This is a genomic window from Streptomyces sp. NPDC093085 (assembly GCF_040683935.1).
In the GTDB taxonomy this organism is placed as follows: domain Bacteria; phylum Actinomycetota; class Actinomycetes; order Streptomycetales; family Streptomycetaceae; genus Streptomyces.
This window is the reverse complement of the sequence record NZ_JBFBFB010000021.1, coordinates 18,268-44,445: the sequence shown is the minus strand read 5'-3', so window position 1 is coordinate 44,445 and position 26,178 is coordinate 18,268. Positions and strand designations below refer to the sequence as shown.

At 71.4% G+C, this 26,178-nt stretch carries 24 protein-coding genes; 11 read left to right on the top strand and 13 right to left on the bottom strand.

Going from position 1 to position 26,178, the window contains the following annotated elements; genetic code table 11:
* Nucleotides 1–76: 76 nt before the first annotated feature.
* From AB0O07_RS34635 to AB0O07_RS34610, 6 genes are all read right to left on the bottom strand, one after another.
* Entirely contained in the window at nucleotides 77–841 is a 765-nt protein-coding gene (locus AB0O07_RS34635) for a 2'-5' RNA ligase family protein (protein WP_365641111.1), read from the bottom strand.
* A complete protein-coding gene (locus AB0O07_RS34630) occupies nucleotides 838–2,430 on the bottom strand; it encodes an extracellular solute-binding protein (RefSeq protein ID WP_365641109.1) in 1,593 nt (530 codons plus the stop codon). The genes AB0O07_RS34635 and AB0O07_RS34630 overlap by 4 nt, the downstream gene beginning before the upstream one ends.
* A gap of 50 nt (nucleotides 2,431–2,480) precedes the next feature.
* Nucleotides 2,481–3,302, bottom strand: coding sequence for a carbohydrate ABC transporter permease (locus tag AB0O07_RS34625; protein WP_365641107.1), 822 nt, complete (start codon nucleotides 3,300–3,302; stop codon nucleotides 2,481–2,483).
* A gap of 86 nt (nucleotides 3,303–3,388) precedes the next feature.
* Nucleotides 3,389–4,342, bottom strand: coding sequence for a sugar ABC transporter permease (locus AB0O07_RS34620; RefSeq protein ID WP_365641105.1), 954 nt, complete (start codon nucleotides 4,340–4,342; stop codon nucleotides 3,389–3,391).
* A 153-nt stretch (nucleotides 4,343–4,495) separates the two neighbouring features.
* On the bottom strand, nucleotides 4,496–5,473 hold the full coding sequence (locus tag AB0O07_RS34615) for a LacI family DNA-binding transcriptional regulator (RefSeq protein WP_365641103.1): 978 nt from the start codon (nucleotides 5,471–5,473) through the stop codon (nucleotides 4,496–4,498).
* A 28-nt stretch (nucleotides 5,474–5,501) separates the two neighbouring features.
* Nucleotides 5,502–6,134: an HAD family phosphatase gene (locus AB0O07_RS34610; protein ID WP_365641101.1), complete on the bottom strand. Its 633-nt coding sequence runs from the start codon at nucleotides 6,132–6,134 to the stop codon at nucleotides 5,502–5,504.
* Between the two features lie 150 nt (nucleotides 6,135–6,284).
* Between AB0O07_RS34610 and AB0O07_RS34605 the strand changes: the two genes are divergently transcribed.
* Nucleotides 6,285–6,650: a hypothetical protein gene (locus AB0O07_RS34605; RefSeq protein WP_365641098.1), complete on the top strand. Its 366-nt coding sequence runs from the start codon at nucleotides 6,285–6,287 to the stop codon at nucleotides 6,648–6,650.
* On the opposite strand, the gene AB0O07_RS34600 is transcribed toward AB0O07_RS34605, so the two are convergent.
* Nucleotides 6,624–9,956 carry a BTAD domain-containing putative transcriptional regulator gene (locus AB0O07_RS34600; protein WP_365641096.1) on the bottom strand — a complete coding sequence of 1,111 codons (3,333 nt, stop codon included), beginning with the start codon at nucleotides 9,954–9,956 and terminating at the stop codon, nucleotides 6,624–6,626. The two genes, AB0O07_RS34605 and AB0O07_RS34600, sit on opposite strands and share 27 nt — an antisense overlap.
* Before the next feature lie 140 nt (nucleotides 9,957–10,096).
* On the opposite strand from AB0O07_RS34600, the gene AB0O07_RS34595 reads away from it, so the two are divergent.
* The gene (locus AB0O07_RS34595; protein ID WP_365641094.1) at nucleotides 10,097–12,352 is read left to right on the top strand and encodes a tetratricopeptide repeat protein; all 2,256 of its coding nucleotides are present in this window, start codon (nucleotides 10,097–10,099) and stop codon (nucleotides 12,350–12,352) included.
* Here the strand turns inward: AB0O07_RS34595 and AB0O07_RS34590 are convergent.
* Both AB0O07_RS34590 and AB0O07_RS34585 read right to left on the bottom strand, forming a co-directional pair.
* Nucleotides 12,287–12,739: a hypothetical protein gene (locus tag AB0O07_RS34590; RefSeq protein WP_365641092.1), complete on the bottom strand. Its 453-nt coding sequence runs from the start codon at nucleotides 12,737–12,739 to the stop codon at nucleotides 12,287–12,289. The genes AB0O07_RS34595 and AB0O07_RS34590 overlap by 66 nt on opposite strands.
* Nucleotides 12,740–12,990: 251 nt before the next feature.
* Nucleotides 12,991–14,295, bottom strand: a complete 1,305-nt coding sequence (locus tag AB0O07_RS34585; protein WP_365641090.1) for a hypothetical protein — start codon at nucleotides 14,293–14,295, stop codon at nucleotides 12,991–12,993.
* 236 nt (nucleotides 14,296–14,531) lie between these two features.
* Here AB0O07_RS34585 and AB0O07_RS34580 point away from each other — a divergent pair, with 236 nt between their 5' ends.
* The 4 genes from AB0O07_RS34580 to AB0O07_RS34565 all read left to right on the top strand — a co-directional run bounded on the left by AB0O07_RS34580 (nucleotide 14,532) and on the right by AB0O07_RS34565 (nucleotide 18,551).
* Nucleotides 14,532–15,575, top strand: a complete 1,044-nt coding sequence (locus tag AB0O07_RS34580; protein ID WP_365641224.1) for a helix-turn-helix domain-containing protein — start codon at nucleotides 14,532–14,534, stop codon at nucleotides 15,573–15,575.
* 162 nt (nucleotides 15,576–15,737) lie between these two features.
* Nucleotides 15,738–16,253 (top strand): hypothetical protein, encoded by a 516-nt coding sequence (locus AB0O07_RS34575; protein ID WP_365641087.1) that lies wholly within the window; start codon nucleotides 15,738–15,740, stop codon nucleotides 16,251–16,253.
* Between the two features lie 313 nt (nucleotides 16,254–16,566).
* Nucleotides 16,567–18,057, top strand: coding sequence for an SPFH domain-containing protein (locus AB0O07_RS34570; RefSeq protein WP_365641085.1), 1,491 nt, complete (start codon nucleotides 16,567–16,569; stop codon nucleotides 18,055–18,057).
* Nucleotides 18,058–18,344: 287 nt separating this feature from the next.
* The gene (locus tag AB0O07_RS34565; protein ID WP_365641083.1) at nucleotides 18,345–18,551 is read left to right on the top strand and encodes a hypothetical protein; all 207 of its coding nucleotides are present in this window, start codon (nucleotides 18,345–18,347) and stop codon (nucleotides 18,549–18,551) included.
* A gap of 12 nt (nucleotides 18,552–18,563) precedes the next feature.
* Here AB0O07_RS34565 and AB0O07_RS34560 read toward each other — a convergent pair whose 3' ends face one another.
* On the bottom strand, nucleotides 18,564–19,424 hold the full coding sequence (locus AB0O07_RS34560; RefSeq protein ID WP_365641080.1) for a helix-turn-helix transcriptional regulator: 861 nt from the start codon (nucleotides 19,422–19,424) through the stop codon (nucleotides 18,564–18,566).
* Nucleotides 19,425–19,593: 169 nt separating this feature from the next.
* A complete protein-coding gene (locus AB0O07_RS34555; protein WP_365641078.1) occupies nucleotides 19,594–20,415 on the bottom strand; it encodes a class I SAM-dependent methyltransferase in 822 nt (273 codons plus the stop codon).
* A gap of 303 nt (nucleotides 20,416–20,718) precedes the next feature.
* Here AB0O07_RS34555 and AB0O07_RS34550 point away from each other — a divergent pair, with 303 nt between their 5' ends.
* Together AB0O07_RS34550 and AB0O07_RS34545 are read left to right on the top strand one after the other, a co-directional pair.
* Nucleotides 20,719–21,594 (top strand): glycosyltransferase family 2 protein, encoded by an 876-nt coding sequence (locus AB0O07_RS34550; protein ID WP_365641076.1) that lies wholly within the window; start codon nucleotides 20,719–20,721, stop codon nucleotides 21,592–21,594.
* 99 nt (nucleotides 21,595–21,693) lie between these two features.
* The gene (locus AB0O07_RS34545) at nucleotides 21,694–22,344 is read left to right on the top strand and encodes a LysE family translocator (RefSeq protein WP_365641074.1); all 651 of its coding nucleotides are present in this window, start codon (nucleotides 21,694–21,696) and stop codon (nucleotides 22,342–22,344) included.
* A gap of 84 nt (nucleotides 22,345–22,428) precedes the next feature.
* Here AB0O07_RS34545 and AB0O07_RS34540 read toward each other — a convergent pair whose 3' ends face one another.
* Together AB0O07_RS34540 and AB0O07_RS34535 are read right to left on the bottom strand one after the other, a co-directional pair.
* Nucleotides 22,429–23,004 carry an HD domain-containing protein gene (locus AB0O07_RS34540; protein ID WP_365641072.1) on the bottom strand — a complete coding sequence of 192 codons (576 nt, stop codon included), beginning with the start codon at nucleotides 23,002–23,004 and terminating at the stop codon, nucleotides 22,429–22,431.
* Nucleotides 23,005–23,026: 22 nt separating this feature from the next.
* On the bottom strand, nucleotides 23,027–23,680 hold the full coding sequence (locus tag AB0O07_RS34535) for a transcriptional regulator (RefSeq protein WP_365641069.1): 654 nt from the start codon (nucleotides 23,678–23,680) through the stop codon (nucleotides 23,027–23,029).
* 818 nt (nucleotides 23,681–24,498) lie between these two features.
* On the opposite strand from AB0O07_RS34535, the gene AB0O07_RS34530 reads away from it, so the two are divergent.
* From AB0O07_RS34530 to AB0O07_RS34520, 3 genes are all read left to right on the top strand, one after another.
* The gene (locus AB0O07_RS34530) at nucleotides 24,499–24,933 is read left to right on the top strand and encodes an ATP-binding protein (protein ID WP_365641067.1); all 435 of its coding nucleotides are present in this window, start codon (nucleotides 24,499–24,501) and stop codon (nucleotides 24,931–24,933) included.
* 533 nt (nucleotides 24,934–25,466) lie between these two features.
* Nucleotides 25,467–25,598, top strand: coding sequence for a hypothetical protein (locus AB0O07_RS34525; RefSeq protein ID WP_365641065.1), 132 nt, complete (start codon nucleotides 25,467–25,469; stop codon nucleotides 25,596–25,598).
* A gap of 202 nt (nucleotides 25,599–25,800) precedes the next feature.
* On the top strand, nucleotides 25,801–26,106 hold the full coding sequence (locus AB0O07_RS34520; protein ID WP_365641062.1) for a hypothetical protein: 306 nt from the start codon (nucleotides 25,801–25,803) through the stop codon (nucleotides 26,104–26,106).
* Nucleotides 26,107–26,178 lie beyond the last annotated feature (72 nt).

The window sequence follows — 26,178 nt, the reverse complement described above, 5'->3', positions numbered from 1 at the left end:
GGGTGGAGTCTGCCGAACGGACCGGTCTCCCGCCAGCTCGTCCGCCGGGCACCGGCCCCGTCATCGCGGAAGCCCCTCAGCGGACCGGCAGGCGCCAGGTGTGTACGTGGTCCCAGGTGAGCGTCTGCCACCAGCGGCCCGCCCAGTCGTCGCTGCGGGTGCGGTAGAGGGTGACCGTGTCGCCGGGGAAGGTGGCAGGGAAGGGGACGGGCAGGCCCGTCACGTACTCCTCGACCTCCTCCGACAGGTCGGGGCGTACGTACATGTCGTGCGACACCAGGGACAGATGGGCCTGGAAGGTGTCCGCGTCGAAGGCGGCCGTGTGGTTCGGGGCCGGGGAGTCCAGCGGGAGGACGGCCTCGTCGACCCGGGCGGCGAGCCGGGTGAACGCCTCGTTCGGGGTGGTGCCGTCGGCGAGGTGGTGGACGTCGTAGACCAGGCCCACCCCCTGGCGCCGTACCCCCGCGTTGTGGACGGTGAAGGAGCGGACGCCGGCCAGCCCCTCGGTGACCGCGGCGACGATCGCCTCGGGCGGCGCGGTGATGTGCCGGCTGCCCACCAGGGTCGCGTGGGGCGGGAACGCGCCGGCCGAGACGATCCCGTACTGCGCCCGGAGCTGCGCGGTCACGGTGGTGACGGCCAGGCAGGTCGCGGGGTCGGGGCGGAGGTAGACGCCGTAGCGGTACGGGTCGCCGGGGGCCTGGGCGTAGGGGGCGGTCGGTTCGGCGGGGGCGGCCTGTGCGTAAGGGGTGGTCGGTTCGGTGGGGGTGGCCGACTCGGTGGGGGTGGCCGACTTGGTGGGGGTGGTGTCGGTGTCGGGCGGGGTGTCTGTCGCTGTCACTGGCCGGCCTGCTCTCGGTAGTCCTTGATCTTGGCTGTCGCCGCCTTCTCCGCCGACTTCAGCGCCGTGTCGAGGGAGGCCTTTCCGGTGAACGCCCGCTGCATCTCGGGCACGACCGCCGCCCGTACGCCGGACATCGCGCCGGTGAGGCAGCCGGAGGTGGCCGTCGTGGCCGGGGTGTCGGCGAACTGCTCGCCGAGTACGGCGTACGGCTTGTTCTTCGTGAGGAACTGCTTCCAGGAGGGCGAGTTGTCGACGTCGGTGTTGATCGGGGCGTACCCGGACGCCTCGGCGAACCGTTCCTGCGCCGGCGCGGACGCCAGGTAGCTGATCGCCTTCCAGCTCGCGACCTGCTCGGCCTCGCTGTGCCCGGTCCGCCCCACCCACATCGCGGCGCCCCCGATCGCGGCTCCTGCGGTGGACGGCGGTCCCGAGAGGGGGTAGGGCAGGGCGGTGTAGCCGGTCATGCCCGCTTCCTTGAGGCCGCCGATGGCGCCGCTGGAATTGAACATCATGGCGGTCCGGCCGGCCGCGAAGGCGGCGAGGGCGGCGTTGCCGTCGATGCCGGTGTCGAGGGCGACGCCGTCGGTGTAGAGCTTCGCCATCGTGCCGATCGCCTTGCGCTGCGGCGCGCTGGTGAGGGAGAGCGCCGTGGCGCCGTCGCCCTTGCGACCGTTGTCGGGGGTGCAGTACGGGGAACCGGACGCGGCGGTGAGCTGCTCGTACCACCAGCCGTCCAGCGGCATGTCGATGCCCTTCGCGCCGGGCACCTCGGCATGGACCTTACGGGCGGCCGCGGCCACGGCGTCCAGGGTGCCCAGGGTCGAGCGGTCGACGCCCGCCCGGTCCAGCATGCTGTCGTTGACGTAGAGGAGCGGCATGGACGTGTTGAGCGGTACGGCGAGCAACGTGCCGTCGGCCGTGTAGTAGCTGCGCGCGGCGGGGCGGAGCCGGTCGAGGTCCAGGTCCTTCGGGTTCGCGGCGGCCAGGTCCTGGGCGGGGACGGTCTGGCCCGCGTCGCGCAGATAACCGGTGGTGATGTCGTTGGAGATCATGATGCCCGGCGTGGAGCCGTCGCGGATCGCTGAGGTGTACTTCGCGATGGCGTCGGCGTAGCTGCCCTGGAACGACGGCTTGACCACGATCTTGCCGCGGTTGGCCTTGTTGAAGGCGTCGATCTCCTTCTGGAGCGCCTCACCGGCCGGTCCGCCGAGGCCGTGCCACAGGGTGACGGTCACCGGCCCCTTCGCGTCGGCCAGTGCGGAAGGGCCGGGGGCGGCTCCGGCTCCGGATCCGGCTCCCGAGCCGGTGGCTTCCTGGCCGGAGCTGCCGCAGGCGGTGAGGGTCGTCGCGGTGAGGGCGGCCAGGAGGGCGGCGAGGACGGGGAGTTTCCGGGGGCGGGAGGAGCGAGTGGGGAGCGAGGAGCGAGGGGGAAGGGAGGAGCGAGTGGGGAGGGAGGGGTGAGTGGGGTGGAAGGGGGACGACGAGTGCGGGGAGCGCTGGGAGCGCTGGGAGCGCTGGGAGTGCTGGGAGCGCTGGGAGTGCTGGGAGTGCGAGGAGCGAGGGGAGTGCGAAGGGTGTTCGGGCATGAGGGCGCGTCTTTCTTCTCTCGGTACGTACGGATGTGATGGAGCGCGGTCTACGCGGTGACCCGCGAGGCCAGCCCGCGGACCAGGAAGCGCTGCCCGAACAGGACGAGCAGCAGGGTCGGCAGCAGGACGAGCAGGGTGCCGGCGTAGATCACCGCCGGTGTGGTCGTCTGGTCGACGACGAGTTGGGCGAGGCCGACCTGGATGGTGCGCCGCTGGGGCGAGTCGGTGATCAGCAGCGGCCAGAAGTAGCCGTTCCAGGCCGACAGGGCGCACCACATCGCGGCCGTGACCAACTGCGGCCGTGCCATGGGCAGGACGACGTGGACCAGAGCCCGCAGATCGCCGCAGCCGTCCAGCCGGGCGGCCTCCCAGGTCTCCCTCGGGAGCGCCAGGAACGCCTGGCGGAGCAGGAAGACCGCGTAACCGGCGGCCAGATACGGCACGACGATCCCGAGCAGGGTGTCGCGGAGCCCGAGCCCCGTGACAAGTTCGAAGTTGGGGATGACCAGGCTCTCCCCGGGGAACGCCAGGGTCGCCAGCACCAGGGCGAAGACCGCGCCCCTGCCGCGCCAGCGGGGGAACACGAGCGCGTACGCGGCCAGCGCGGCCGTGGTGAGTTGTGCCGCCGACTGGAGAACGGTGACGGCCACGCTGACCAGGTACTGCCGGGAGAGCGGCGCGGAGGCGAGCGCCTTGCGCACGTTGTCCAGGGTCAGCAGCTCGGGCCGGGGGACGAGGCGGCCGTTGGCCACGTACCCCGGCGGGAGCAGGGCGGTGACGACGGTGACGTACACCGGGAACGTGACGACCACGACGATGGCGCCGAGCCATAGCCAGCGCAGTACGGAGCCGGCGCGGAGGCTCTTCACGCCCCTCAGCCCCCTCAGCCCCCTCACGCCCTTCAGACCCCTCACCACCCTCACCGCTCTCACACCCCTAACGCCTCTCACGCCTCTCACGCCCACCTCCGCACCACGCGGAACTGGATCGCGGTGATCGCCAGGACCAGGGCCAGCAGCACCACGGCCAGGGCCGAGGCCGCGCCGATCCGGGGGAGTGCCTCGCCGAACGCGCGCTGGTAGAGCTCGTACACCAGCGTCGACGTGGCGCCGGACGGGCCGCCCCGGGTGAGGACCTGGACCTGGGTGAAGACCTGGAGGCCGCTGATGGTCTGGGTGACCAGGAGGAAGACCAGGCTCGGCCGCAGCATGGGGACGATCACCGAGCGGGCGAGCCGCAGGCCCGAGGCGCCGTCCAGCGCGGCGGCCTCGACGACCGAGCGGTCGAGCTGGGTCAGCGCGGCGAGCAGGACGAGGAAGGCGAAGCCGAATTCGTACCAGGCGGTGGCGAGCGCGATGCTGATGACGGCCCAGACCGGCGACTGAAGCCACCCCGGGCCGACGACGCCGAGATGGGCGAGCACCTGGTTGAGCGTCCCGACGGCCGGGGCGAGCAACCCCGCGAACACGGCCGACGCCGCTGCCGCCGAGTAGGCGAACGGCAGGGAGAGCAGCAGGGAGACCACGGCGCGCGGCCCGCGCGCCGCCCGGCGCAGCGGGAGCGCCGCGGCGAGCGCGCCGCCGACGGAGAGCACCACGCTGAGCCCGGCGATCGCCCCGGTGGCGAGCAGCGCCCGCCGTGTGTCCGGGTCGGTGACGATGGCGGCGTAGTGGGCGAACCCGACGAACCGGGACGGGTTGCCGAGCAGGTCGGTGCCGTACAGGCTCAGGACGACACCCCGGGCGAGCGGCCAGTACGCGAAGAGGAGCAGCAGCGCGACGCAGGGCAGCGCCATCAGCGGAGCGGCCAGGGCGCGGAGCCGTGCGGCGGCGGGGGTGCGCGGCGGGGTGTGCGGGCCGTCCGGCCGCCGGGCCGGTCCCTCACCCCTGAGTGGAACGTTCCCAATCATGAGTGGAACGTTCCCACTCCGGGTCGGACCGCCAAAGGCCCCGCCGGATGAACAGCAAGGAAAATCTCCCGCCCGAACCATCCTGAACAACCCTGAACCGCCCTGGGCCACTCCGGAAGGGTGGAACCGGAACGAAACGCTCCTGGGTGGCCGTCAGCGCCCAGGCGCCGCGCTGGTCCGTCCGGCCACCAGCGCCCCGGGCAGCGCCCGGTGGTGGTCCGGCGGCTGCTCGCCGTCGAGGAGCTGCACCAGCGCGTCCACCGCCCCCGCGCCGATCAGGTCGAGCGGCTGGCGCCAGTGCGTCAGGCCGATCAGAGAGGTCGTCAGGTCGCCGATACCGTCGTACCCCGTGACCGACAGGTCCTCCGGTACGGCGACCCCGCGCAGCCGGAGCTGTTCCAGCAGGGCGAGCGCGTGGCGGTCGCTGGGGGCCATCACCGCGGTGATCCCGGGGTGCCGCAGCACCTCCGTCACCCAGGCGCCGGCCGTCTCCCGGTGCGGGCCCGGGATCTCCAGCACGCGCGCGCCGCGCTCCCGCAGCCGCCGGGCCATGGCCGCCGTGCGCGGCCCCAGCGTCACGGAGGCACTGGCCGGTACGGTGACCACCGCGACCTCGCGGTGGCCCAGGTCGGCGAGGTGGTCCGCGAGCGCGGCGCCGCCCTCGTCCTCGTCGCAGTAGACGCTGGTGATGCTGGGGTGGGTCTCGGGGCGCCCCGCGACCACCGTCGGCAGCCGTTCGGCGAAGGGCAGGATCCGCTCGCTGCGCAGCAGCCCGCTGCACACGATCAGCGCCTCGACCCGCAGCATCGCGAGGGTCTCCAGGGCCCGGTACTCGTCGTCCTCCTCGAACCGGCCGGAACCGGTCGCGGTCACGACCCGGTAGCCGTGGAAGGCGGCGCGCTCCTGCATCGCGGTGAGCAGGTGCCCGTAGAACGGCGTCGCGGCGTCCCGTACGAAGGCCCCGACCGTGTAGGTACGGCGGGCCACCATGGCCCGCGCGGACGCGTTGACGACGTAACCCAGCTCCCGCGCGGCCCCGAGGACCCGCTGCCGGGTCTGCTCCCCGACACTGCCGCGCCCCGAGACGACGCGGGACACCACCGACTTGGAGACCCCGGCGAGCCGAGCCACATCGATGATCGTCGGACTACGCGGCCGGTCACCCACCGAGCACACCCTCCCGTACGAGTACGGCGGCACCCGCCTCCGCCCCGGTCCAGACATGCGCGCGCCAGCCGTGCGCGCGGGCGGCGGCGACGTTCTCCGGCCGGTCGTCGAAGAACACCACCTCCGACGCCGCCCGCCCGAACTTCTCGCCGGCGGCCCGGTAGATGTCCGGGTCCGGCTTCATCAGGCCGAGATCGGAGGAGAAGACCAGCGTCTCGAAGTCCGCGCTCCAGGCCGCCGCGCGCACCCTCCGGGCCAGCGAGGACGGCGCGTTGGAGAGGACCCCCAGCGGAACCCCGCCCTCCGCCAACCGCGCGAGCAGTGCGGCGGACTCCGGCGCGAGGGCGGCCCAGGAGTCCGTGTCGATACGGTCGAGCCGCGCCGCCTCCCCCTCCCCGAGCGCCCGCCCGAGCCCCCCGACCACCGCCCGCCAGTACGCCTCGGACTCCCCGCCCAGGTCATAGGCGTCCCGGTCCGCCCAGTAGGGTCCGGCCAGTTCGGACTCGGCCACGCCGAGTTCCCCGGCGAGCGCCACCAGCGCCCGCCCGGAGGGAGCCAGGACCCCGCCGAGATCCCAGACAACCATGGCCGACGCTGCGGTTCGAGAGCTTTGGGAACGTTCCACACCGCGATGGTAGCGGGCCGTGCCGAGAAGCTGAGAGGGCGGGGCGGGTACCCCGGGGTACCCGCCCCACCCTCGCCCCCCTACCGCAGTGCCTCGGGTCAGACGGCGGCCACAGGAGTCCCGTTCACGTTGTTTTGATCATCCTCGCAGGTGCTGGTCGGCATCCCGATCATGATCGGGCGCTGGTATGCGGCGGTGAAATACGCGGCGCGGATGGTGTCCCCGGTCGCGGGTGTCGCTGTGTCGCAGGGGCTCGTGGATATCCGAGGTGTCCCGGATATCTCGGCGGGCCGTTGGGCTGCCTCCGCATATGTCGTTGTTGCCACCCCGACGAGGATGGCACCGGCGAACGCTGTCATCGCGAAGGTCAGAAGACGCTTCATGCGCAATTTGCCTGGCTCTCTTGATCGTTTAACGACGATTGCCGGGATGTTAGCGCATGGGTTCGCTTCTGGGAAAATCCGTACGATCGCTGGTGGGAAGGCTTGCCTACTGCCCGGATTGCTTGACAGTTGAAGCATTGAGAGGCTGCTCAACTTCCAGCAGGCGATCGCGGATCCGCGCCGCCCCCTCGGGGTCGGCGTGGCGCAGTGCCGTGAATGCCCGCCGGAGTTGCTTCAGCGCCTTCGTCTTCTCGCCCAGCGCGAGCCATACTTCGGCGAGCGTATTCCTCGCGCCGGTCTCCTCGTCCAGGTCGTCCGTTCTCGCCGCCGTCGCCACGGCGGCCTCCAGACGCTCGACCGCCTTGTCGGTCCTCCCCTGTGCGAAGTCGACCTGGGCCAGGTGGTGCAGAGCCTGTGCCACCTGGTGCGAGGCGCCGATCTCGCGAGCGATCTCCAGCGCCTCCAGGTAGTATCGGGACGCCTCGTCCGGCTCGTCGTCACCGCCCGTCCTGCGGTACGCCTCGCCCATGGAGATCAAGGTGTCGGCCTCGCTCTTCCGGTCGTTGAGCGACCGGAATTCCGTCAGACATTCGCGGTGGAGCGCGAGAGCGCTTTCTTTCGATCCGGTCGCCGTGAAGTAATCGGCGAGGCTCGCCTTGGTGGTCGCTCGGTCGTATCGATTTCCGGTGGATTCCAGGGAGGAGATGGCTTCCTCGTACGAATGGCGCGCCCCGTCCGGGTCCCCCAGCCGCATTTGCAAGTCGCCCAGATTATTCAGCGCCTTGCCCGCCGACGCGCGGTCCCCGGCCGCCGAGAATGCCTCGATGGCATTCCTGAAGTGCCCCAGCGCGCGAGCGTGCTCCCGGAGTTGGATAAGGGCCACCGCGACGTTGTTATAGGCGCGCGCTTTGTCCCAGGTGTCGCCCGATGCGGACTTGATGGCGAAGGAATCCTGGAAGTGTGCCAGAGCTGTTCTGTTCTCTCCGAGGTGCCAGCTCAGTACCCCCTGCACCCGAAGGATCTCCGCCTCGGCCTCCCGGTCCCCCGTGGCCCGCGCGATCTCCAGCGCCCGCCGGTCGGTCTCGCCGGCCTCCGCGTACCGTCCGATGTTCGCCTGGGCGGCGCCGAGGTAGAGCAGGGTGCGGCAGAGCGCGTGCTGGTCCGCCGTCGCCGTCCAGTGCGTGACGGCGTGCCCGAGGACGTTCGCCGCGTCCTGCCAGTGGCACTCCGCATTCAGGAACTCCGCTATTCCGTAGGCCAGTTGGGCGGCCAGCTCTCGGTGCCCGTGGGTACGCGCGTACCTCTCGGCCGCCAGCAGATTGCCGCGCTCGGTATCGAACCAGTTCTTGATCGTCTCCATGGGCGGGTTCGCGGGCGTGTCGGCGGGTGTTTCGTGGTCGAGCCGGGGTTCCTCCTCGGTCCCCTCCCGGGGCGCGAGTCGTACGCGGCGCGGGTACAGCACGCGGTCGGCGTGGTCCACCATCCTGATATAGAACTTGATGACGCGATGAACGGCTGTTTCACGATGATCGACATCATCCTCGGCTATGGCCCTGCTACGGGCATATTCAGCCAGGAGATCATGAAAGCGGTATCTGTCGGGCGTGGACTCTCTCAGTAAATGGCTGGTCAGCAGGGCCTCGACCAGCCGCTCGGCGGCGGCCTCCGGGAGGTCCAGCAGAGCGGCTGCCGCGCCCAGGGTGAAGTCGGCGCCCGGGTGCAGTCCGAGGCGGCGGAACGCGGCGCGTTGCTCGTCGGAGAGTGTCCGGTACGACAGGTCGAACGCGAGGTCGATGCCCCTGTCCTCGGAGTCCCGGATCTCCCCGAGCCGGCCGGAGGGCCGGGCCAGCCGCTCCCGCAGCGTCGTCAAGGACCAGGAGGAGTGGACCCGGAAGCGATGGGCGACCAGTTCGATCGCGAGGGGAAGGAAGCCGCATAAGGTGACAATTCGCGTCGCTTCTTGAATGTCGCGCGTCCGCTCCTCCCCGGCGAACTTGCGGAACAGGGTGATCGCGTCGGCAACCGGCAGCACGTCCAGCGGCAGCGACCGGGCGTACGGAAGACCGGCGAGGTGCCGGCGGCTGGTGATGATGGTCAGAGACGCCGAGCCCCCGGGCAGCAGCGGGCCGACCTGGTCGGCGTCGGCCGCGTCGTCGAGGACGATGACCGCGCGGCGCTCGGCCAGCATGGTCCGCCAGAGCGCCGTGCGTGCCTCCAGCTCCATGGGGATCTCGTCGGCGGGCGCGCCGATCAGCCGCAACAGCGTGGCCAGGGCCTCGGCAGGTGTCAACGCCTCCTGGGCCGGGGCGTGGGCCCGCAGATCGAGGTAGAGCTGCCCCGCCGGGAACCGCTCCGCGAGCCGGCGCGCCGTGTGCAGGGCTAGGGCCGTCTTGCCGACCCCCGCCATGCCGCTGACGGTTTCGAGCGAGATCACCGAACCGTCCGACGCCATGTTGTCGATCGCCGAGCTCAGGGCGCGCAGTTCGGCGACCCGGCCGACGAGGGGCGACTGCTGCGGTAGGTTCCGGGGGCCGGTGGGTGCTGGGAGTACGGGGGGATCCTGCCGCGCCGGTTCGGGTACCCCGGGGCGGGCCGTCGCCGGGCGCTCCGCATCCTGCCGTACGGACACGGCTCGTGCCTCCGGGTCGTCCGCCGGGCCCAGTACCTTCCGTACCAGCTCGTGGCGGTCCATCCGGGCCAGGATGGACCGGTGGATCCGGGTCAGTTCCGCGCCGGGCGGCGCGCCGTACTCGGCTCTCAGGCGGAGGCGGACCTGCTCGTAGACCCGGAGCGCGTCCGGGTATCTGCCGCAGCCGTAGCGGGCGAGCATGAGGTGGCCCGCGATGGTCTCGTCGCCGGGGTAGCGGTCGGCCAGGGTGGAGAGTTCGTCCACGAGCTCCGCCGCGCGGCCCGTGCGCAGGGCCGCCGCCAGCCGGGTCACCGTGGCCGCGAGGCGGCGTTCCCCCAGGGCGGCGCGTACGCTCGCGGCCCAGGCGCCCGGGAGCCCGGCGAGGGCCTCGCCTTGCCAGAGCTGCTCGGCGTGGGTGAGCAGGGCCACCGCCTGTTCGTCGTCCCCGCGTGTCACCGACGTGCCGGCGCGCGAGACGAGTTGCTGGAAGCGGTGCCAGTCGACGCGCTCGCCGTCTACGCGCAGGACATAGGTGTGCGCCCGGCTTGCGATCTCGGGAGCCCCCGGTCCTTTCCCCGCCCGGCGCAGTTTCCTGCGGAGCCGGGAGACGTACGTGTGCGTGTCGGCGCGGGCGTGTTCCGGCGGCTCGGTGTCCCCTTCCCACAGCCTGGACATGAGCGTGTTGATGGAGACGGGACGCCCCGCGGCCAGCGCGAGCGAGGCCAGGATCGCCCGTTCCTTGTCCCCTTTCAGCGCCAGCGGCTGCCCGTCCAGCCGGAGTTCCACGGGGCCGAGTAAATGGAAGTCCACCAGCGCCCCCCGCTGGTTCGTCCGATTTCACATGAGCATGACACGAAACGGACAGGCTCGCCAGAGACTCTCCAGGCGGTCCGCACGTTCGGGTGATGGGCTGGGTAGGACCTGGACAGCGGGCGACGGGGGGCGATCCGATGAACAGCGTGGCGAACTGCGGGGCAGAGGGCGGGACCGGGAGCGGCGGGAGCGGCCGGAGCGAGAACACCATCGGCGGTTCTGCCCGGTTGTACGGGCCCACGGTTCAGGCCGGCTCGGTGCATGGGGGGATTCATGTGCACGCCGCCGCCGTGGATCCGGAGGCGCGCGCGCCTACGCCTCGGCAACTCCTCCCCGTACCCTCGCACTTCACCGACCGGAGGGACGATCTCGCCGCGCTCGACGCCTTGTCCAGGGGGAGGGAGGACGAGGACCGGCCGCTGATCGTGGTCAGCGGGCCCGCCGGGATCGGCAAGACGACTCTGGTGTCGCGGTGGCTCAGGGACCGCCAACAGGACTTCCCTGACGGGCAGTTGTACGTCGACCTGCGCGGCCATGCCCCGGGCGGCGGCATGAGCGATGGCCCGGCCGATGGCACGGGCGACGGCCCGGCCGATGTCTCGGGCGCCGGGCCCGCTCGGCCCGCCGAGGTGCTGGGGCACTTCCTGCGCGCGCTCGGCGCCCGTACGGTCCCCACCGACCTCGCCGAACTGGCGTCGCTGTGGCGCTCGCGCACGGCGGGGCTGCGGATCGCCGTCCTGATCGACAACGCGTTCACCGCCGCCCAGGTCAGACCCCTTCTCCCGGGCGGCCCCGGCGCACTCGTCGTGGTGACCAGCCGCCGTCGGCTGCCCGGACTCCGGCTGGACGGGGCCCGGTTCCACTCCCTGGGGGTTCTCGGCGCCGCCGCCGGTGTGGAGTTGCTGACCCAGGGGATCGGCGCCGAGCGAGTGGCCCGCGAACTGGTCGCCGCCCAGCGTGTGGTGGCGCTCTGTGCCGGGCTGCCGCTGGCCCTCTGCCTCGCTTCCGCCCGGCTCGCCTCGCGCCCCCGGCAGCCGCTGGAGTCACTCGCCCAGGCGCTCGCGCGGGAGGCGGACCGGCTGGCCGCGCTCGACGTGGCCGGAGAAGGGGACACCACCGTGCGCAATGCCCTGGACGTGTCGTACGCCGCGCTGAGCGCCGAGTCCGCGCTCGTCTACCGGCGCCTCGGGCTCCTCCCCGTACGCACCTTCGACGCCTGGACGGCCGCCGCCGTCTGCGCCGAGCCGGTGGAGTGGGCGGAGCGTCGGCTGGACGAGCTGATCGAGGCCAATCTGGTCGAGGACATCGGCCCCGACACCTGCCGCTTCCACGACCTGGTACGGATCCACGCGCGGGCCCGCGCCACCGCCGACGACACCGGCGCGGTCCGCGAGGAGGCGCTGCACCAGCTCTGCGCCTGGTATTTACGGACCGCGACCGAGGCCCAACGGCGGCTCACCCCGGCCCAGTTCACCCTGCGCAGGGGGTACGGCCCGCCGCCGGGGACCCCCGTACCCCCGGAGCCGCCACTGCCGCTCCCGTACACCGACGACGTCGGGGCACTCGGCTGGCTGGACGCCCAGCGGATGAACCTGATGGCCGCGATCCGGGCCTCCGTGGAGCACGGCTGGGACGCGATCGCCTGGCAGCTCGTCGACGCGCTCTGGCCCTGTTTTCTCCGGTTGCGCCACTACGACCTGTGGATCGGGGCCCATGCGATCGGCCGGGACGCCGCCCGGCGCGACGGTGACCTGGCGGGCGAGCGGCAGATGCTCAACTCGGGGGCGATCGGGCTCGGCGCCGCCGGGCGGCTGGACGAGGCGGCCGAGTGGTACGCGGACTCCCTGCGGGCCGCGCGCGCGGCGGGCGACGTACGGGACGAGGGGCAGGCTCTGCTGGGCCTCGGCGGCTGCCACTACGAGGCGGGGCGCCGGGCCGAGGCGGCCCCGTATCTGCGCCAGGCCATCGAGGTCTGGGAGGGGTGCGGCTACCCGCGCGGGGCGGCGCTCGCCCGGATCACCCTCGGGGAGGTCGCCCTCGCGGACGGCGACCCCGAGGGCGCCCTGGCCCGTTTCGGCGAGGCCCGCGCGGGGCTGCTCGCCGTGAACGATCCCCATGACGCGGCCCGCGCCCTCGCCTTCCTGGGCCGCGCCCGTGCCGCCTGCGGGGCGTACGCGGAGGGCGTGGGCGAGATGCGGGAGGCGCTGGCCGTGTTCAACGCCTCCGGGGCCGTGCACTGGCAGGCACGTACGCTCGAAATGCTCGGCGACAGCGCCCTGGAGCACGACGCGGGCGCCGCCACCACCTCGTACACGGAGGCACTCGCGCTATTCGAGACCACCAACCCGGCCGACGCGGAAAGGATTCGGCTCCTGCTCGCTGAACTCCCTTAGGCGGTGCGGTTCGTACGGTGCGTACTGTCCGTGCAATTCGTACAGCGAGTGGCCCGCCACCAGCCAGCCGTGCAGGAGCGACGGGATCAGGGACCACCCGGGCGCCGTACCGTACGGCTTCCGGTACGGCAGGAGTACGGCGCCTCGCTCAGGGTTCCGGCCGCCGCCGGTCGCCGCCGCCCAGCCGCCGCCGGAGAGCGACGCCGCGACCAGCCGGGCGCCGGGGTGCGCGGCCCGGGTCTCCGCGAGCCACCGCAGGGCGGCACCCGGCGGGCGCGGGCGGGCCGTCTGGAGCACGTCGGCGGACTCCAGCCAGCGCCGATCGCGGCAGGTGCCGGCGTCGACCGCCAGATGCTCATCGAGCGGCGGGAGGGATCGGGGAACCACAAGGCCCGGTGGAACAGGAAGGAGGAGAGGGACGGGTGCGACGGGAGCGAGGGAAGCGGCGGGAGAGCTGAGGGGACCGGGGGTGCCGGGGGTGCCGGAGGCGATGCGTGCCACCAGCCCCGTGACACCCGGGATGCCAGAGACGCCCGGGGTGCCGGGGATATCCGTACCACCCGTACCGTCCGCACTGACCGTACTGACCGCATTGGCCGTATCGCCCGGCTCCGCCCAGTCGACCACCACGAAGTACCTCACGCCGGCACCTCCCCGCACCCTGCTCCGCATCCGCTCCCGTACCCCGTCCCGTATCCCATGCCGCGCCGCACGCCCCACGTGTCCGGCAGGCGCGGGTCCGGCAGCGGGGCCGTCACCGGCTCGTGCGCGGGCTGGCCGAGGCCCAGGAGGCGGTACATCAGGCGGCGCATGTTCCGGTTGAAGCGGCCCGGTTCCGAGGTGATGCGGGCGGAGATCGCCGCGTGTTCCTCCCGCCGGTACTCGGCCGCCGCGTAGGCGAGCTGGTCGGCCAGCGGGTGGGCCGGGGAGAGCGCCGGGGCGGTGAGGGCGAGCGCGGCGGCCGGGGACGCCGGGTTGATCTCGGCCTCCGGCGCGGAGGCCAGCAGCACCGGGGCGCCCGTGAGAGTGGCGTACACGGTGGCCGAGCCGCAGTCACCGATGACGGCGTCGGAGGCGATCAGGACGCTGCGCCAGTCGGCGTCCGGCGGCACCAGGCCGATCCCGAGCCGTACACACCGTGCCAGCCACGCCTTGACCTGCCATGGCCCGTGCCCCGACCAGACGTTGGGGTGGACGAGGACGGCCGTACGGTAGCGGGCGGGCGGCAGTTCCCCGGTGAGCCGGGGCAGCAGCGTCTCGAACGTACCGAACGCCGACAGCGGGCCCCATGTGGAGACGGCGGCGACCAGTGTCTGCCCCTCGGCTATCCCGAGCGCGCGGCGGTAGGCGGCCCGCTGCGGCAGGCTCGCCGCGATGCGGTCGTGGGCGGGGTCGCCGACGACATGGGTGACGGGGAGCACCTCCGGGCAGTGCCGGGCCAGTTCGTGGACGTCGTCCTGGTGCGCCACGACGACGGCGGCCGGCATCACCCCGCCCGGGACCAGGTCCTGCCGCCGGAGCCCGGCCACCCCGGCGCCGGGCCCCTCGGGCATCCGCTTCAGGTAGTTGGCCCCGTGCGGGAGTGTGATCATCGGGGCGCGCACCTGCTCCACGCCCCGGGGCCCCGCCGTGAGAGCGAGGTCGTACGTCGTCCTGATGGCCTCGTCCCACGGCACCACCGGGCTGCCGAGCCGCCCGAGGAAGTGCGCGACCTCGCCGCCGAAGGGGTGCGGCGGCGCCGTGAAGACGACCTGGAGGCGGAAGTCCGACTCCAGCAGCGACAGGATGTCGAGCAGGCGCTTCGCGTAGGTGACGGTGTGAGCGAGGGCGAGGACCCTCTTGCGCTCGACCAGCGTCAGCCACTGCCGGCTCTCCGCCGGAGCCGGAGCCGGAGCCGGATCCGGAGCCGGAACGGCGGCGGTGGTGGTACCCAACACAGACATGTCTTCCCCCCGAAGTACGTGTGTGCGGTGTTCGCGCTGTACGCGTGTGCACCGCAGTGCTGCCCCGGCCCTCGGACGATTGCCTTGACAGGCCCTTGAGGAATCCTTGCTAGAAAGGCGGGGGCCGTTCCGGTCCACCTCAGCAGGGCGTCGGGGCGTTATCGAGCAGGCCGGGAGCGGGCGTGACAGGGCACGGGGACGGGGACGGGGATGGTTACGGGTACGGGGTGCCCGACATGTACATGGAGGGGTACGCCCGGATTCTGCCGGCCGTTGCCGCGACCGGGCGGCGGCTGAGCAGGGAGGAGTTGCTCGCTCGGCGGGAGCTGGGGGCGCAGGCGGCGGAGGCCGGGTTCGCGTTGCGGGCGCTGGTGGGGGCGCATCTGGCGGCGGCGCGGGAGCACTGGCCGGGCGGTGGGGCGGACGGCGGGGATGTGGGGCGGGTGCTGGCGGCCGTGGAGCAGGCCGTGGACGCGTTCGCCGAGGGGTACGAGCGGGCGCAGCGGCTCGCCGTGCGGCAGGAGGCGGCGGCGCGGCGGGAGTTCATCGACGACCTGCTGTACGGGCGGAGCGACCTGGGGCGGCTGGCGGAGCGGGCCGAGCGGTTCGGGCTGCGGCTCTCGTTCGAGCATGCGGTGGCGGTCGCGGAGGGGTGGGTTCCGTACGACGAGGAGGATGCCGTCCCGCGCGCCGTGGAGCAGGCGCTGATCGGGCGGTTCGGGGACCGGAGCGTGCTGCTGACGACCAAGGCGGGGCGTCTGGTGTGCATCGCGCCGGGGGACCAGGGCGAGGTGCTGACGTACTTCGCCAAGCAGGCGTTCGCGGCGACGGACGGCGGCCGGGTCGCGATCGGCCGGCCGCAGCAGGGGGTGGGCGGGGTGGTCCAGTCGTACGAGGAGGCGCTGAGCGTGCTCGACCTCGCCGAACGGCTCGAACTGGAAGGCCCTGTGCTGCGCGCCGCCGATCTGCTGGTCTATCCGGTGCTGACCCGTGACCGGCAGGCCATGGCGGACCTGGTGCTGAGCGCGCTCGGCCCGCTGGAGGCGGCGCGCGGTGGCGCGGAACCGCTGCTGGAGACGTTGTCCGTCTACTTCGACGCGGGGTGTGTGGCGGCGGAGGCGGCGCGGCGGCTCTCGCTGAGCGTACGGGCGCTGACGTACCGGCTGGAGCGTATCCACCGGCTCACCGGGGCGGATCCGGGCGATCCCGTGCACCGCTACACCTTGCAGACCGCGGTCATCGGGGCCAGGCTGCTGGACTGGCCCGCCAAGTCCTTTTGAGCCTCCTTGAGCCCCCTGTTGAGCCTCCTGGGGAACTTCCGTAGTGCCACCGGCATTAAGGACGCGTTAAAACTGCCGGAAAACGGCAATGTCCAGTTCCGGTCAAACATGCGACCATGGGGTCCTGGCCGAGGACATCGCGCCAGTGGGGGAGGTTGTTCGATGACCTTGTTTCTCGGTATCGGCATCGCGGGGATCGTGCTGCTCGTCCTGTCGCTCATCTTCGACGGGGTGCTCGAAGGGCTCTTCGACGGAGTCGGCGTACTGGACGGCCTGTTCGACGGTCTGCTGTCGCTGCCCGTGATCGCCGGGTTCATCTCGATGCTGGGCTTCGGCGGCGCCCTCGTCCTCGGCACCACTCAACTCGGCACCGGCCCGGCCGTCGCTGTGGGGGCGGCGGCCGGTGTCGGTGCCGGCTGGCTGACGTGGAAGTTCAGCAAGGCGCTGATGCGCGACCAGACGGCGGTCACCCCGCGCGGCGACGACCTGGTGGGGTCGTCGGGCACGGTCGTCACGGCCATTCCGGCGAGCGGTTACGGCGAGGTGCTGCTGCGGCTCGGCGGGCAGCCGGTGAAGTTCTCCGCCAAGAGCGTGGAGCCGGTCGCGTACGGCACGGAGATCTGGGTGGAGTCGACGCTCTCGGCGAGTGCCGTGAACGTACGGCCCGTTCAGCGCTGAATCCGGCGGGCGGACGGACGGACGGACGGGCGGACGGGTGTTGGGCGTACGCCGGACGCGTCGGGCGTGCGTCGGGTGCATCGGGGCGTACGCCCGGGTGCACCGGGTGTCTCGGGCGTACGCCGGGTACGTGGAGCGCCGGCGTCCGTCATCCCTCCGTACCGGACCGGTCGCCTTCCGGTGACCTTTACGTTGTACATTGCGCGGCACATAGCGTGGCACGCGGCGCGGCACAACGCGTGCCACGCACCGCACCGCCGCCGCGCGGACCGCACCGATCTGCCGTCCCTCGGGAGGCAAGGGAGAGAGCTTCATGAGTCCAGTCATCACCGCCGTGCTGGGGATCGTCGTCCTCGTCGTTCTGCTGGCACTGGTCGTCATCACCCGCTACAAGGTGGCCGGGCCCAGCGAGGCCTTCATCGTCACCGGGCGGCGCGGCAAGAAGTCCACCGACCCGGACACCGGCCGGGTCTCGATCGACAACAGCGGCCAGAAGGTCGTGGTGGGCGGCGGCGTCTTCGTCGTGCCGTTCGTCCAGCAGAAGTTCACCCTCGACCTGTCCAGCCGGCACATCCCGGTCGCCGTGCGCGGCGCCGTCACGCTGCGCGGCGTGAAGGCGAACCTCGAAGGCGTCGCCATCGTCAAGGTCGGTGGTACGGAGGACTCCATCCGCGCCGCCGCCCAGCGCTTCCTCCAGCAGCAGGGCGGCATCGTCGGGTTCACGCAGGAGGTCCTCTCCGGCGCCCTGCGCTCCATCGTCGGCCGGATGTCGGTCGAGGACATCATCCGGGACCGCGCGGCCTTCGCCGGCCAGGTCGCCGAGGAGGCGGAGGCGAGCCTCTCCGGGCAGGGCCTGGTGCTGGACGCCTTCCAGATCCAGGACATCACCACCGAGGGCTCCTACCTGGAAGACCTCGGCCGTCCGGAGGCCGCCCGCGCCAAGCAGGAGGCCGACATCGCGGAGGCCGTCTCGCGGCGCGCCGCCGAGCAGGCGCGGCTGAAGGCCGAGGAAGAGATCGCGATCGCGCAGCGGACGTTCCAGCTCAAGCAGGCCGAGATCAAGGCCGAGACGGACGAGGCGCTGGCGCGCGCCGCCGCGGCCGGTCCGCTGGCCCAGGCCGCCCGTGAGCAGGACGTGCTGACCGAGCAGGAGAAGGTCGCCGAGCGCCAGGCCGCGCTGACCGACCGCGAGTTGGACACGAAGGTCCGTAAGCCCGCCGACGCGGCGCGTTACCAGGCCGAGCAGGAGGCCGAGGCGCGCCGTATCGCCCTGGTCAAGCAGGCCGAGGCGGACGCCGAGCGCTCGCGTCTGACCGGTGAGGGCGAGAAGGCGCACCGCGCCGCGCTCGCCGCCGCCGTACGGATCGAGGGTGAGGCGGAGGCCGCGGCGATCGGCGCGAAGGGCGCTGCCGAGGCCGAGGCGATGCACAAGAAGGCGGACGCGTTCGCGCGGTACGGCGACGCGGCCGTGCTCCAGATGCTGGTCGAGGTGCTGCCGTCGGTGGTCTCGAAGGCGTCCGAGCCGCTGAGCGCGGTCGACAAGATGACGGTCATCTCGACGGACGGCGCGGGCCAGCTCGCCCGTACGGTCGCGGACAACGTCGCCCAGGGCGTCGAACTCCTCAGCTCCACCACGGGGGTCGATGTCGCGGACCTGCTGAAGGGGCTGGCGGCCGGCAAGTCCCTGACGGCGGCCGGGGCGCGGGCGGGCGACTCCGGCGACTCCGGCGCGGCGCCGGCGGAGGCGGTCACGGCGCAGGCCAACGGGGCAGCGCGGACCGGCCGTATCGAGGTCACGGAGTGATCCGACCGCTCGGACCGGCCTGACCGGTCTTCCCTCTGGGGCCCGTTCGGCGACCACGCCGGGCGGGCCCCTTTCGGGTGACGCGGCACTTTTCGTCACGGATCGCGTTTGCGGGCCCGGTTTCCGGTAACAGAACGTAGCGAGGGTTCGGAATCAACGGGCCGGACGGGCCGGATGGACCGGATGGACCGGATGGACCGGATGGACCGATGGATCGAATCGACTGAACTGACTGAACTGACGAACGGACCGAACGGACCGAACTGACTGAACGGAAGGTGGAGCTCATGTCCATGTCTGTTGCCGCACTCGCTGTCCTGATCGTGCCGCTGGCGGCCATCGTCGCGCTGTTGCTCGCCCGCCCGCTCCCCACCCGTACGCCGCGCACCATGGGCCGGGGGGACGCCGGTGGCACCGGGCGACATCGCAAGCCGGTTCCGCGTCGGCTGGTCAAGGTGCCGCCGCAGCGGACGGCGCACCACCTGCATCTGTGAACGGCCGTCCGGTCACAGTTCCTTGCGGAAGTCGGAGAGGAGCTGCTTGGTCCTGCGGGCGCCCTCCGCGTGGACGGACATGCGGTCCATGGTCTCCATGTGCTGGGAGACCTCGCGGGGCCCGTCCAGATAGAGCGCGCCGGTCAGGTACTCGATGTACACCATGTCCGGCATCTCCGGGATCGCGAACCGGAAGAGGACGAACGGGCTGTACGTGCCCGGGTGGTGGCCCGCGGAGAGTTCGGCGAGCTGGATGGTCACATTGGGGAGTTCGGCGGTCTCGATCAGCCGCTCGACCTGCGCCCGCATCAGCGCCGGCGATCCGACGGGGCGCCGGAGCACCGTCTCGTCCACGATGGCCCAGAAGGCGGGCGCGCCGGGTCGGGTGAGGAGATCCTGTCTCGCCATACGGAGCGCGACATGGCGGTCGACGCGTTCCGGGTCGCTCCGTCCGATCTGGCCGAAGGTGAGGACGGCCCTGGCGTACTCCTCGGTCTGGAGCAGCCCGGGTATGAAGTGCGGTTCGTAGCAGCGGATGGTCCTGGCGGCCTCTTCGAGGCTGACATGGCCGCCGAACCAGTCCGGCAGGATGTCGTGGAACCGCTGCCACCACCCGGGCCGGTTGGCCTCCTCGGCGAGGGTCAGGAACTCCGTCGCCTCGTCGTCGGGGAGGCCGTACGAGGCGAGCAGTATCTGCACGTACGGGATCTTCAGCCCGACCTCCGCCGTCTCCATCCGCCGGATGGTGGCCGGGGCCACGCGGAGGATCCTGGCGGCCTGGGCGCGGCCGAGGCCGGCCCGTTCGCGGAGGGTCTGGAGCCGTTTGCTGAGTACGAGTTGTCCGATGGTCGGGGCAGACCGCGGCTCGCTCACGCCCCACCCCCGAGCTGCGACATGCGGGCAGTGTGCCACAGGAGAGTGGCCGGGGACACAGGAGCGGGGGCGGTGGGCGGGGAAGTGTGCCCGGTGGGTGAGTTCCGTGAATTTATGGGGCTGTTGGGGCCCAGGGGAGGGGGAGGGGGAGGGGGAGGAAGGGGGCGGGCTACTGCGGCTGCCTGTGCGCGGTGATCAGTCGGGTGGTGATCAACTCGTGCAGGTAGGTCTTGGTGACCCGGCCGCCGTACCGGGTGTCGATCAGGTCCCGGAGGGCGTCCAGCAGCCCCTGGCGCGCGGCGGGTTGGAGGGCGCGGTGGTTGGAGTAGGTCGACAGGACGTCGATGTATTCGTCGGTGGTGTACGTGATCTCCCGCGTCCAGCGCCCCACGGTCACCGGCCCGAAGTGCTCGGCACCGGCCGCCCCCGGGCCGAAGAGGCCGGCGGTGTCCGTCGTGACCCGCTCGGCGGGGCGCAGCAGCAGGCCGGGCGGGGTTGCCGGGTCCCAGCGCCGGTAGTGCTCCTGGCTGTCGTGGAAGAAGGAGTCGGCGGCCGGGTCGGTCTCCGAGGCCACATGGTCCGTGGTGATCACGGCCAGCATCCCGCCGGGGCGGAGTGCGGCGGCGGCCTTGGGGAGGCGTACGGCCGGGTCGAGCCAGTGGAAGGCGGTCGCCACGGCCATCAGGTCGTACGGCTCCGGGGGGAGCGGCCAGTGCTCGAACGGCGCGTTCACCACCTCGGCGTCCGGAAACGGCCGTAGGTTCCGTGCCGTTACGGCGGCGAGGGAGGCGCCGAGTTCCACGGCGGTGACCCGGCAGCCGAGCCGGGCCAGCGCCACCGTCAACTGCCCGGTGCCAGGACCCACTTCCAGTACTCGCCGGCCGGGTCCGAGGCCCGCCCTGGCGGCCACTTCCGCGACCAGCGGGGCCGGATAGCGCGGGCGGGCCCGGTCGTAGAGTTCGGCGTCCTCGTCGAATGTGTCACGGAGCACAGTGCGGCGTTCCTCTCGGGGATGTTCGCGGAGTGATGTTCACCGGGGGCGGCGGAGGCGCGGCGGGGGGCCGCAGGGGGGCCGTAGGGGGGCGCAGGGGGCCTGATCAGGCCATGGCGGCAGGCGAAAGTGAACCGTCGGCGACCGCCACGACATCTTCGGGTGTCGGGAGGATGGAGTGTGCCGGTTAGCATCGTGGAATTCCTTCCGTTTCTGCCGCCCGCAGCGGCAGAGCGGCGCAGGGCTGAGCCGACGAGCGACGAGCAAGAGCGACGAGCAACGAGTGCTGGGAGTGATCTGGACGTGTCCCGACCGCGTGTGGGTGTGGCCGTGCTGACCATGGGCACCCGGCCCGTCGAGCTCCGTGCCCTGCTGGACTCCGTGGCCAAGCAGCAGGAGCCCGCCACCCGGATCGTCGTGGTCGGCAACGGCGCCCCGCTGCCCGAGCTGCCCGAGGGTGTCATCGGCGTCGAGGTGCCGGAGAACCTGGGCGTCTCCGGCGGGCGCAATGTCGCGATGGAGAAGCTGCGCGAGGCGGGTGACGTGGACGTCCTCGTCGACCTGGACGACGACGGGCTGCTCATCGAGGCGGACGTCTTCACCCGTATCGCCGACCTCTACGAGGCGCGGCCCCGGCTCGGCATCGTCAGCTTCCGGATCGCCGACGAGACCGGCGTCACCCAGCGCCGCCATGTCCCCCGGCTCCGCGCCAAGGACCCGATGCGGGGCGGCGAGGTGACCACCTTCCTCGGCGGCGGCCACGCGCTCTCCATGGAGATGCTGGCGGAGACCGGCGGCTGGCCCGACGCGTTCTTCTTCACCCACGAGGAGACCGACCTCGCCTGGCGCGCGCTGGACGCGGGGTGGTCGATCCGGTACGAGCCGGAGCTGGTCCTCCAGCACCCGCGCACCTCCCCGGCCCGGCACGCCGAGTACTACCGGATGACCGCCCGCAACCGCGTCTGGCTGGCCCGCCGCCATCTCCCCGCCCTGCTCGTCCCCTTCTACCTGGGCACCTGGATCCTGCTCACGGTGGCCCGCACGCGCTCGCTCTCCGGGCTGCGCGCCTGGTTCGGCGGCTTCGCGGAGGGCGTGCGGGGGGAGTGCGGGCCGCGCCGGCCGATCCGGTGGCGGACGGTGCGGAGGATGACGGCGCTGGGGCGCCCCCCGGTGATCTAGCCACCCCTCCCCTCTCCCGCCTTGATTTATGAATGCTTAATTCATCCATGAAGAATTGCGTGCTGGTGCTTAACTGAATCCTCTTGGATTCTTGACCGCATGATCGGAGCGAACGCGGTTCTCGGCGTCACCGCCGTAGCCCTCGGCATGGTCCTCACCCCCGGCCCGAACATGATGTACCTGGTCTCGCGGAGCATCACCCAGGGCCGGCGCGCCGGGGCGGTCTCGCTGGCCGGGGTCGCCGCCGGCTTCGTCGTCTATCTGGGCGCCGCCAACCTGGGGCTCTCGCTGGTCCTCCTCGCCGTGCCCGCGCTGTACACCGCCGTGAAGCTCGCGGGCGCCGGCTATCTGGCCTGGCTCGCGTGGCAGGCGCTGAAGCCCGGCGGGGTCTCCGTCTTCGCGGTACGGGAACTCGTGCCCGACCCGCCCCGGCGGCTCTTCACGATGGGTCTGCTCACCAATCTGCTCAACCCGAAGATCGCCATCATGTACGTCTCCCTCATCCCGCAGTTCGTCGACCCCGGGGCGGGGCACGTCCTGCTCCAGGGGTTCGCCCTGGGCGGCGTCCAGATCGCGGTGAGCCTGGCCGTGAACCTCCTCATCGTGGTGGCCGCCGGGTCGATCGCCGTCTTCCTGGCCCGGCGCCCGGTCTGGCTGCGCGTGCAGAGGTACGTGATGGGGACGGTCCTGGGCGCCCTTGCCGTCAAGCTGGCGACGGACCGTACCCCTGCCGTTTCCGTGGCGGTGTGAGAGGGAGGAAGAGGTGGAGAGGGGGGAAGAGGGAGAGGCGGAGAGGGGGGCGCCGGGGGCTTCTCCGCAGGGCGATGGCTACCCCTACCGGAGGTAGGTGCGTTGCCAGTCGGTGGAGGTCATGTTCTCTGCCGCGTCGGCGAGTTCGATGGCCGAGGGTGTCTTGAGCTTCGCGCGGGTGCTGTCGACCCATTCCTGGGCGTTGCGGTAGCCCTGTTCGAGGTATTCGAGCCCCTGGATCATGCATTCCAGCTTGTCCGCGTCGTGGGCGACGATGACTTCCAGGGAGTCGCCGTTCTCGTAGTCGTCGACGACGGCCTGGATGCCCGCAGCCACGGCCGGGTGCGCGTCGGCGACCTGGTCGGCGGTGACCGCCTCGTTCTTCTGGGCGTCGAGGTAGCGGCGGCCGATCCAGGGGATGTCGCCGACCCGGGTCTCCTGAGTGTCGTGGAAGGTGCACAGCAGGGCGACCCGCGCGGGGTCCGCGCCCTCCATCATGGCCAGGACGGAACCGATGACCGCCGTACGGAAACTGTGTTCGGCGATCGTCTCCGGATCCTTCACCCCCACGATCCACCACCCCGAGCGCCTGGAGCGCTTCAGCGCACCCATCTCCATCAGGTAGCTCACGGAGCCCTTGGCGTACCGGTCGTCGCTCATGCGGCCAGTCCTCTCCGGTGGATCACGAGTTGTTCAGCCTCAGACCGTAGTACACGGCATCGAGTTCACGCCGAGCCTGTTGTGACACGGTGCCACAGTCGAACAGGACAGCGACACGGTCTTTCAGATCGCTCACCAGTGGGGGGTCAGCGGTTAACAGCCCAGGGTGTGAACCGATGAGTGACCAAACCGAATGAATGTTCAGGTCTACGCAGCCCAATCTTGGATCCAGCCGATCAGCGAGGCTGCGCAGCAGAGCGCCAGCGTCCCAGAGGGGCCGTGACCGGGCCGCCATAAACGTATCGTCGGGACGCGGCAGGCGGTCCAGTCCTAGCCAGTGGGCCCAGTAGTTGAGATTGGCGATCTCTCCGGCGTCACTGCTCATGCCGCGTTCGATAAAGGCATGTAAAACGTCGTCCTCGCCATGCCTCGTCAGCGATGTTGCGAAGGACCTTGCATCTGCCCATTCCGGTGTCCAACTGGCATGGTTGAGCCTCGGCGGCTTGCGCCTCTGCATGTGGGCGAGCCAGGCACGGGTGTCATCTGACCTGTCATAGCTGCATAGATACGAAGCCTGCCGTCGCAGAAGGATTCCGGCACCCCCGGCGTGATCGGAAATCTCGGCGACTCGTCGCATGTGCTCGAAGAAGAGTTTCCGCTCTGGTTTCGCCAGCATCGGAGAGTCTGGGGATGGGCCACGCCGACGAGGCAACGGCTCAGTCGGTTGCGGCAACGCGGCTGGAGGTGTTCCCGTCAGCGCCCAAGCGACCATGTGCGCAGTCGCCCGGGGGAACACCCAGCCCGCCAGCGGGTGAGTCTGGAGGTCTTCGTGCACTCGTCCTTGGCGTAGAGCGTGAGCGATGACGGCGTCTGCGTCCATCGCGGCGCCGAACAGCGAGAGCAGTTCGGGATGAGCGCCGCCCCTGAGTAAGTGCCTCTGTAGGGTCAGAAACTGGGAAGTCGGCACCGCGGTGAGAGGACGGCGGCCCGATTCCCAACCCTGCACGGTCGTCGTGTCGATTCCCAATCTCTCAGCCAAATGACTCTGAGTGCAGGGCATGCGCTCCCGGATGACCTTGAACAGGTGACCTGTGACCACGCCTTCGTGAGCCCGCGATCGGGAACCTTGCGCAGTGGTCAGCCTCCGGCTTCCCGTGGACTGTCGTGAGGGAGTCATGTCCTGCTCCTCGATGCCACCGACCTGGATAACCCGTACTCGGTGTCAGTTTTTCCGCCGTGCGGGCAGTCGTAGGTTCAATTCGAAGCGAATGGCCTGACGACTCCTTCTGAGCATAGTCGCCCAGAGTAACGGATCGCATATTCGATCTTTCGGTCGCCAGTTCCTTCGCGGGAAACGTGAGTGCTCGGTTTGTCCCCCTGAGCTGACAACCGATTGCCGCCGGATTCTTTCGTACCCGATCTGATGGGACCGTCAACATGCCTGATTCACCAGATGAACAGCTTGTACCCGCCGATCCCGACACTGCGAGGGCGGTGGCCGTGCTTCCGCAGCAGCACGAGGACGGAGGAACGCGCCCCCCGGCGCCTCCGCCGCAGCTCTTGCTGGTCAGTTGCCCGGAGTCGGTTCGGGCGGCTCGTGACTTCGCGCGGGAGTTCGTCGCGTACCACGTGCCCGGGGCGGCGGAGGAGTACGTCGAGAACGTGCGGCTGATCGTGTCGGAGCTGGTGACGAACTCGGTGCGGTACGGGACGGAGCCGGGGGACTCGGTGCTGCTGGTGCTGGCGGTGGCGGACTCGTATGTACGGGTGGAGGTACGGGATCCGATGCGGCGGCGGCCGTGTTTCCGGGGGGCCTCCGATGAACGGGGCCGGGGGAGGGGTTTGTTCATCGTGGCGGCGCTGGCCGCGCGGTGGGGTGTGGCGGAGCGGCCGTTCGGGAAGGCCGTGTGGGCGCAGGTCGCCCGGTGAGTGGGCCCCCGGGTGGCCAACTCTCTTTTTCGGGACCCGGGTTCATGGCCGGGTGCCTGGTCCCCGCCTGGCGGGGGTACGGCGGCTCCGGCCCACGCGCCCCGCTGCGGTTGCCGCCGCCCGGACCGCAGGGGCGGGCCCCTCGCGCGCGGGGCGGCCCGGTATGCGTGATCCTCGGGCCCGGGGCCGTTCCGCCCGGCGTCGCCCGGGACGCCATCGGCGCGTACCTTCACCGCATCAACCGCGCAGGACGCGTCCTCCGGGGCGCCACCGCCCTGTTTACCGCCTGATGCCACACCGGACCCGCAGGCCGGCCCCTCCCGCTGGGCCTCGCCCTCGCCGCGATCGCTCTGGCGGTGCTCGTCCTGACTTTCGTCAGCGACCACCTCGGCAACTGAGAACGCGCGCCCCCGCGCGCCCACGCACCCCCGCTCCGGCCGGTACTCCCGGCGAAGGAACAACCGGCCGGAACGGGCCCGGGGCCGGCCAACCGGGCGGCCCCGTATCTGCACCAACGGCACAGGAGGCCAACCATGCGACAGCCCTGCACCCCGGTCAACCTCGGGGGAGAGGACGACACCGGCAGTAGCGGCAGCGGCGGTGATCAGGGGGACTCCAACCCCTCCGGGGGCTGCGGTGACGGGGACGGCTGCGGGCGCCAGTAGCCCGCACCCCGCACCCCGGACCCCGTACAACCGGCCACCCACCCGGCCCCGCCCCTGCCCCGGGGCGGGGCCGCACGGCTCAAGGAACGCGATGCCCCCGCACCACCACGCCTACCTCTGGCACGGCCACGGCACCCTCCTCGTCAGTCCTGGTGACCCTCACCGACGGCCCGGCCACCCCGAATTCCCCACCACCCCGCTTATGCCCCTCGAACCTCACCACTGGCTCCTCAAAAGCCCCGCTCTCGTCCGTCACACCTTCCGCCGGCCCCACGATGCCGCCGCCTGGTACAGCGAGCAGTTCCGGCGGCACGCCGACATCCTCAGCGGGAGTTACGCGCCCCTCCCCACCCCCGCCGACCTCACCCGCCACCTCGCCGCCCCCGCCGACCTCACCGGCGGCTGGTGGACCACCGGTGGGCGCTTTCTCTCCCTCAACCTCATCGCCTGCGGTCCCCACTCTCAGTGGCCCCACCCCTGTCCGGGCGAACGGCCCATGCCGGGCTGACTTGTTGGGCGGGTCGGCAATGGTTAGGTTTGCCTTACTTGGTCCGGGGAAGGCTTCGGGCCGCCGTCGAGG

Bases quoted from the DNA above. Each gene is read 5' to 3' on its own strand.
- AB0O07_RS34540 (WP_365641072.1), bottom strand. From the start codon at position 23,004: ATGAGCGACGACCGGTACGCCAAGGGCTCCGTGAGCTACCTGATGGAG.
- AB0O07_RS34565 (WP_365641083.1), top strand. From the start codon at position 18,345: ATGTCCATGTCTGTTGCCGCACTCGCTGTCCTGATCGTGCCGCTGGCG.
- AB0O07_RS34535 (WP_365641069.1), bottom strand. From the start codon at position 23,680: ATGCTGGCGAAACCAGAGCGGAAACTCTTCTTCGAGCACATGCGACGA.
- AB0O07_RS34585 (WP_365641090.1), bottom strand. From the start codon at position 14,295: ATGTCTGTGTTGGGTACCACCACCGCCGCCGTTCCGGCTCCGGATCCG.
- AB0O07_RS34570 (WP_365641085.1), top strand. From the start codon at position 16,567: ATGAGTCCAGTCATCACCGCCGTGCTGGGGATCGTCGTCCTCGTCGTT.
- AB0O07_RS34630 (WP_365641109.1), bottom strand. From the start codon at position 2,430: ATGCCCGAACACCCTTCGCACTCCCCTCGCTCCTCGCACTCCCAGCAC.
- AB0O07_RS34525 (WP_365641065.1), top strand. From the start codon at position 25,467: ATGCGACAGCCCTGCACCCCGGTCAACCTCGGGGGAGAGGACGACACC.
- AB0O07_RS34595 (WP_365641094.1), top strand. From the start codon at position 10,097: ATGAACAGCGTGGCGAACTGCGGGGCAGAGGGCGGGACCGGGAGCGGC.
- AB0O07_RS34575 (WP_365641087.1), top strand. From the start codon at position 15,738: ATGACCTTGTTTCTCGGTATCGGCATCGCGGGGATCGTGCTGCTCGTC.
- AB0O07_RS34580 (WP_365641224.1), top strand. From the start codon at position 14,532: ATGTACATGGAGGGGTACGCCCGGATTCTGCCGGCCGTTGCCGCGACC.
- AB0O07_RS34620 (WP_365641105.1), bottom strand. From the start codon at position 4,342: ATGATTGGGAACGTTCCACTCAGGGGTGAGGGACCGGCCCGGCGGCCG.
- AB0O07_RS34545 (WP_365641074.1), top strand. From the start codon at position 21,694: ATGATCGGAGCGAACGCGGTTCTCGGCGTCACCGCCGTAGCCCTCGGC.
- AB0O07_RS34520 (WP_365641062.1), top strand. From the start codon at position 25,801: ATGCCCCTCGAACCTCACCACTGGCTCCTCAAAAGCCCCGCTCTCGTC.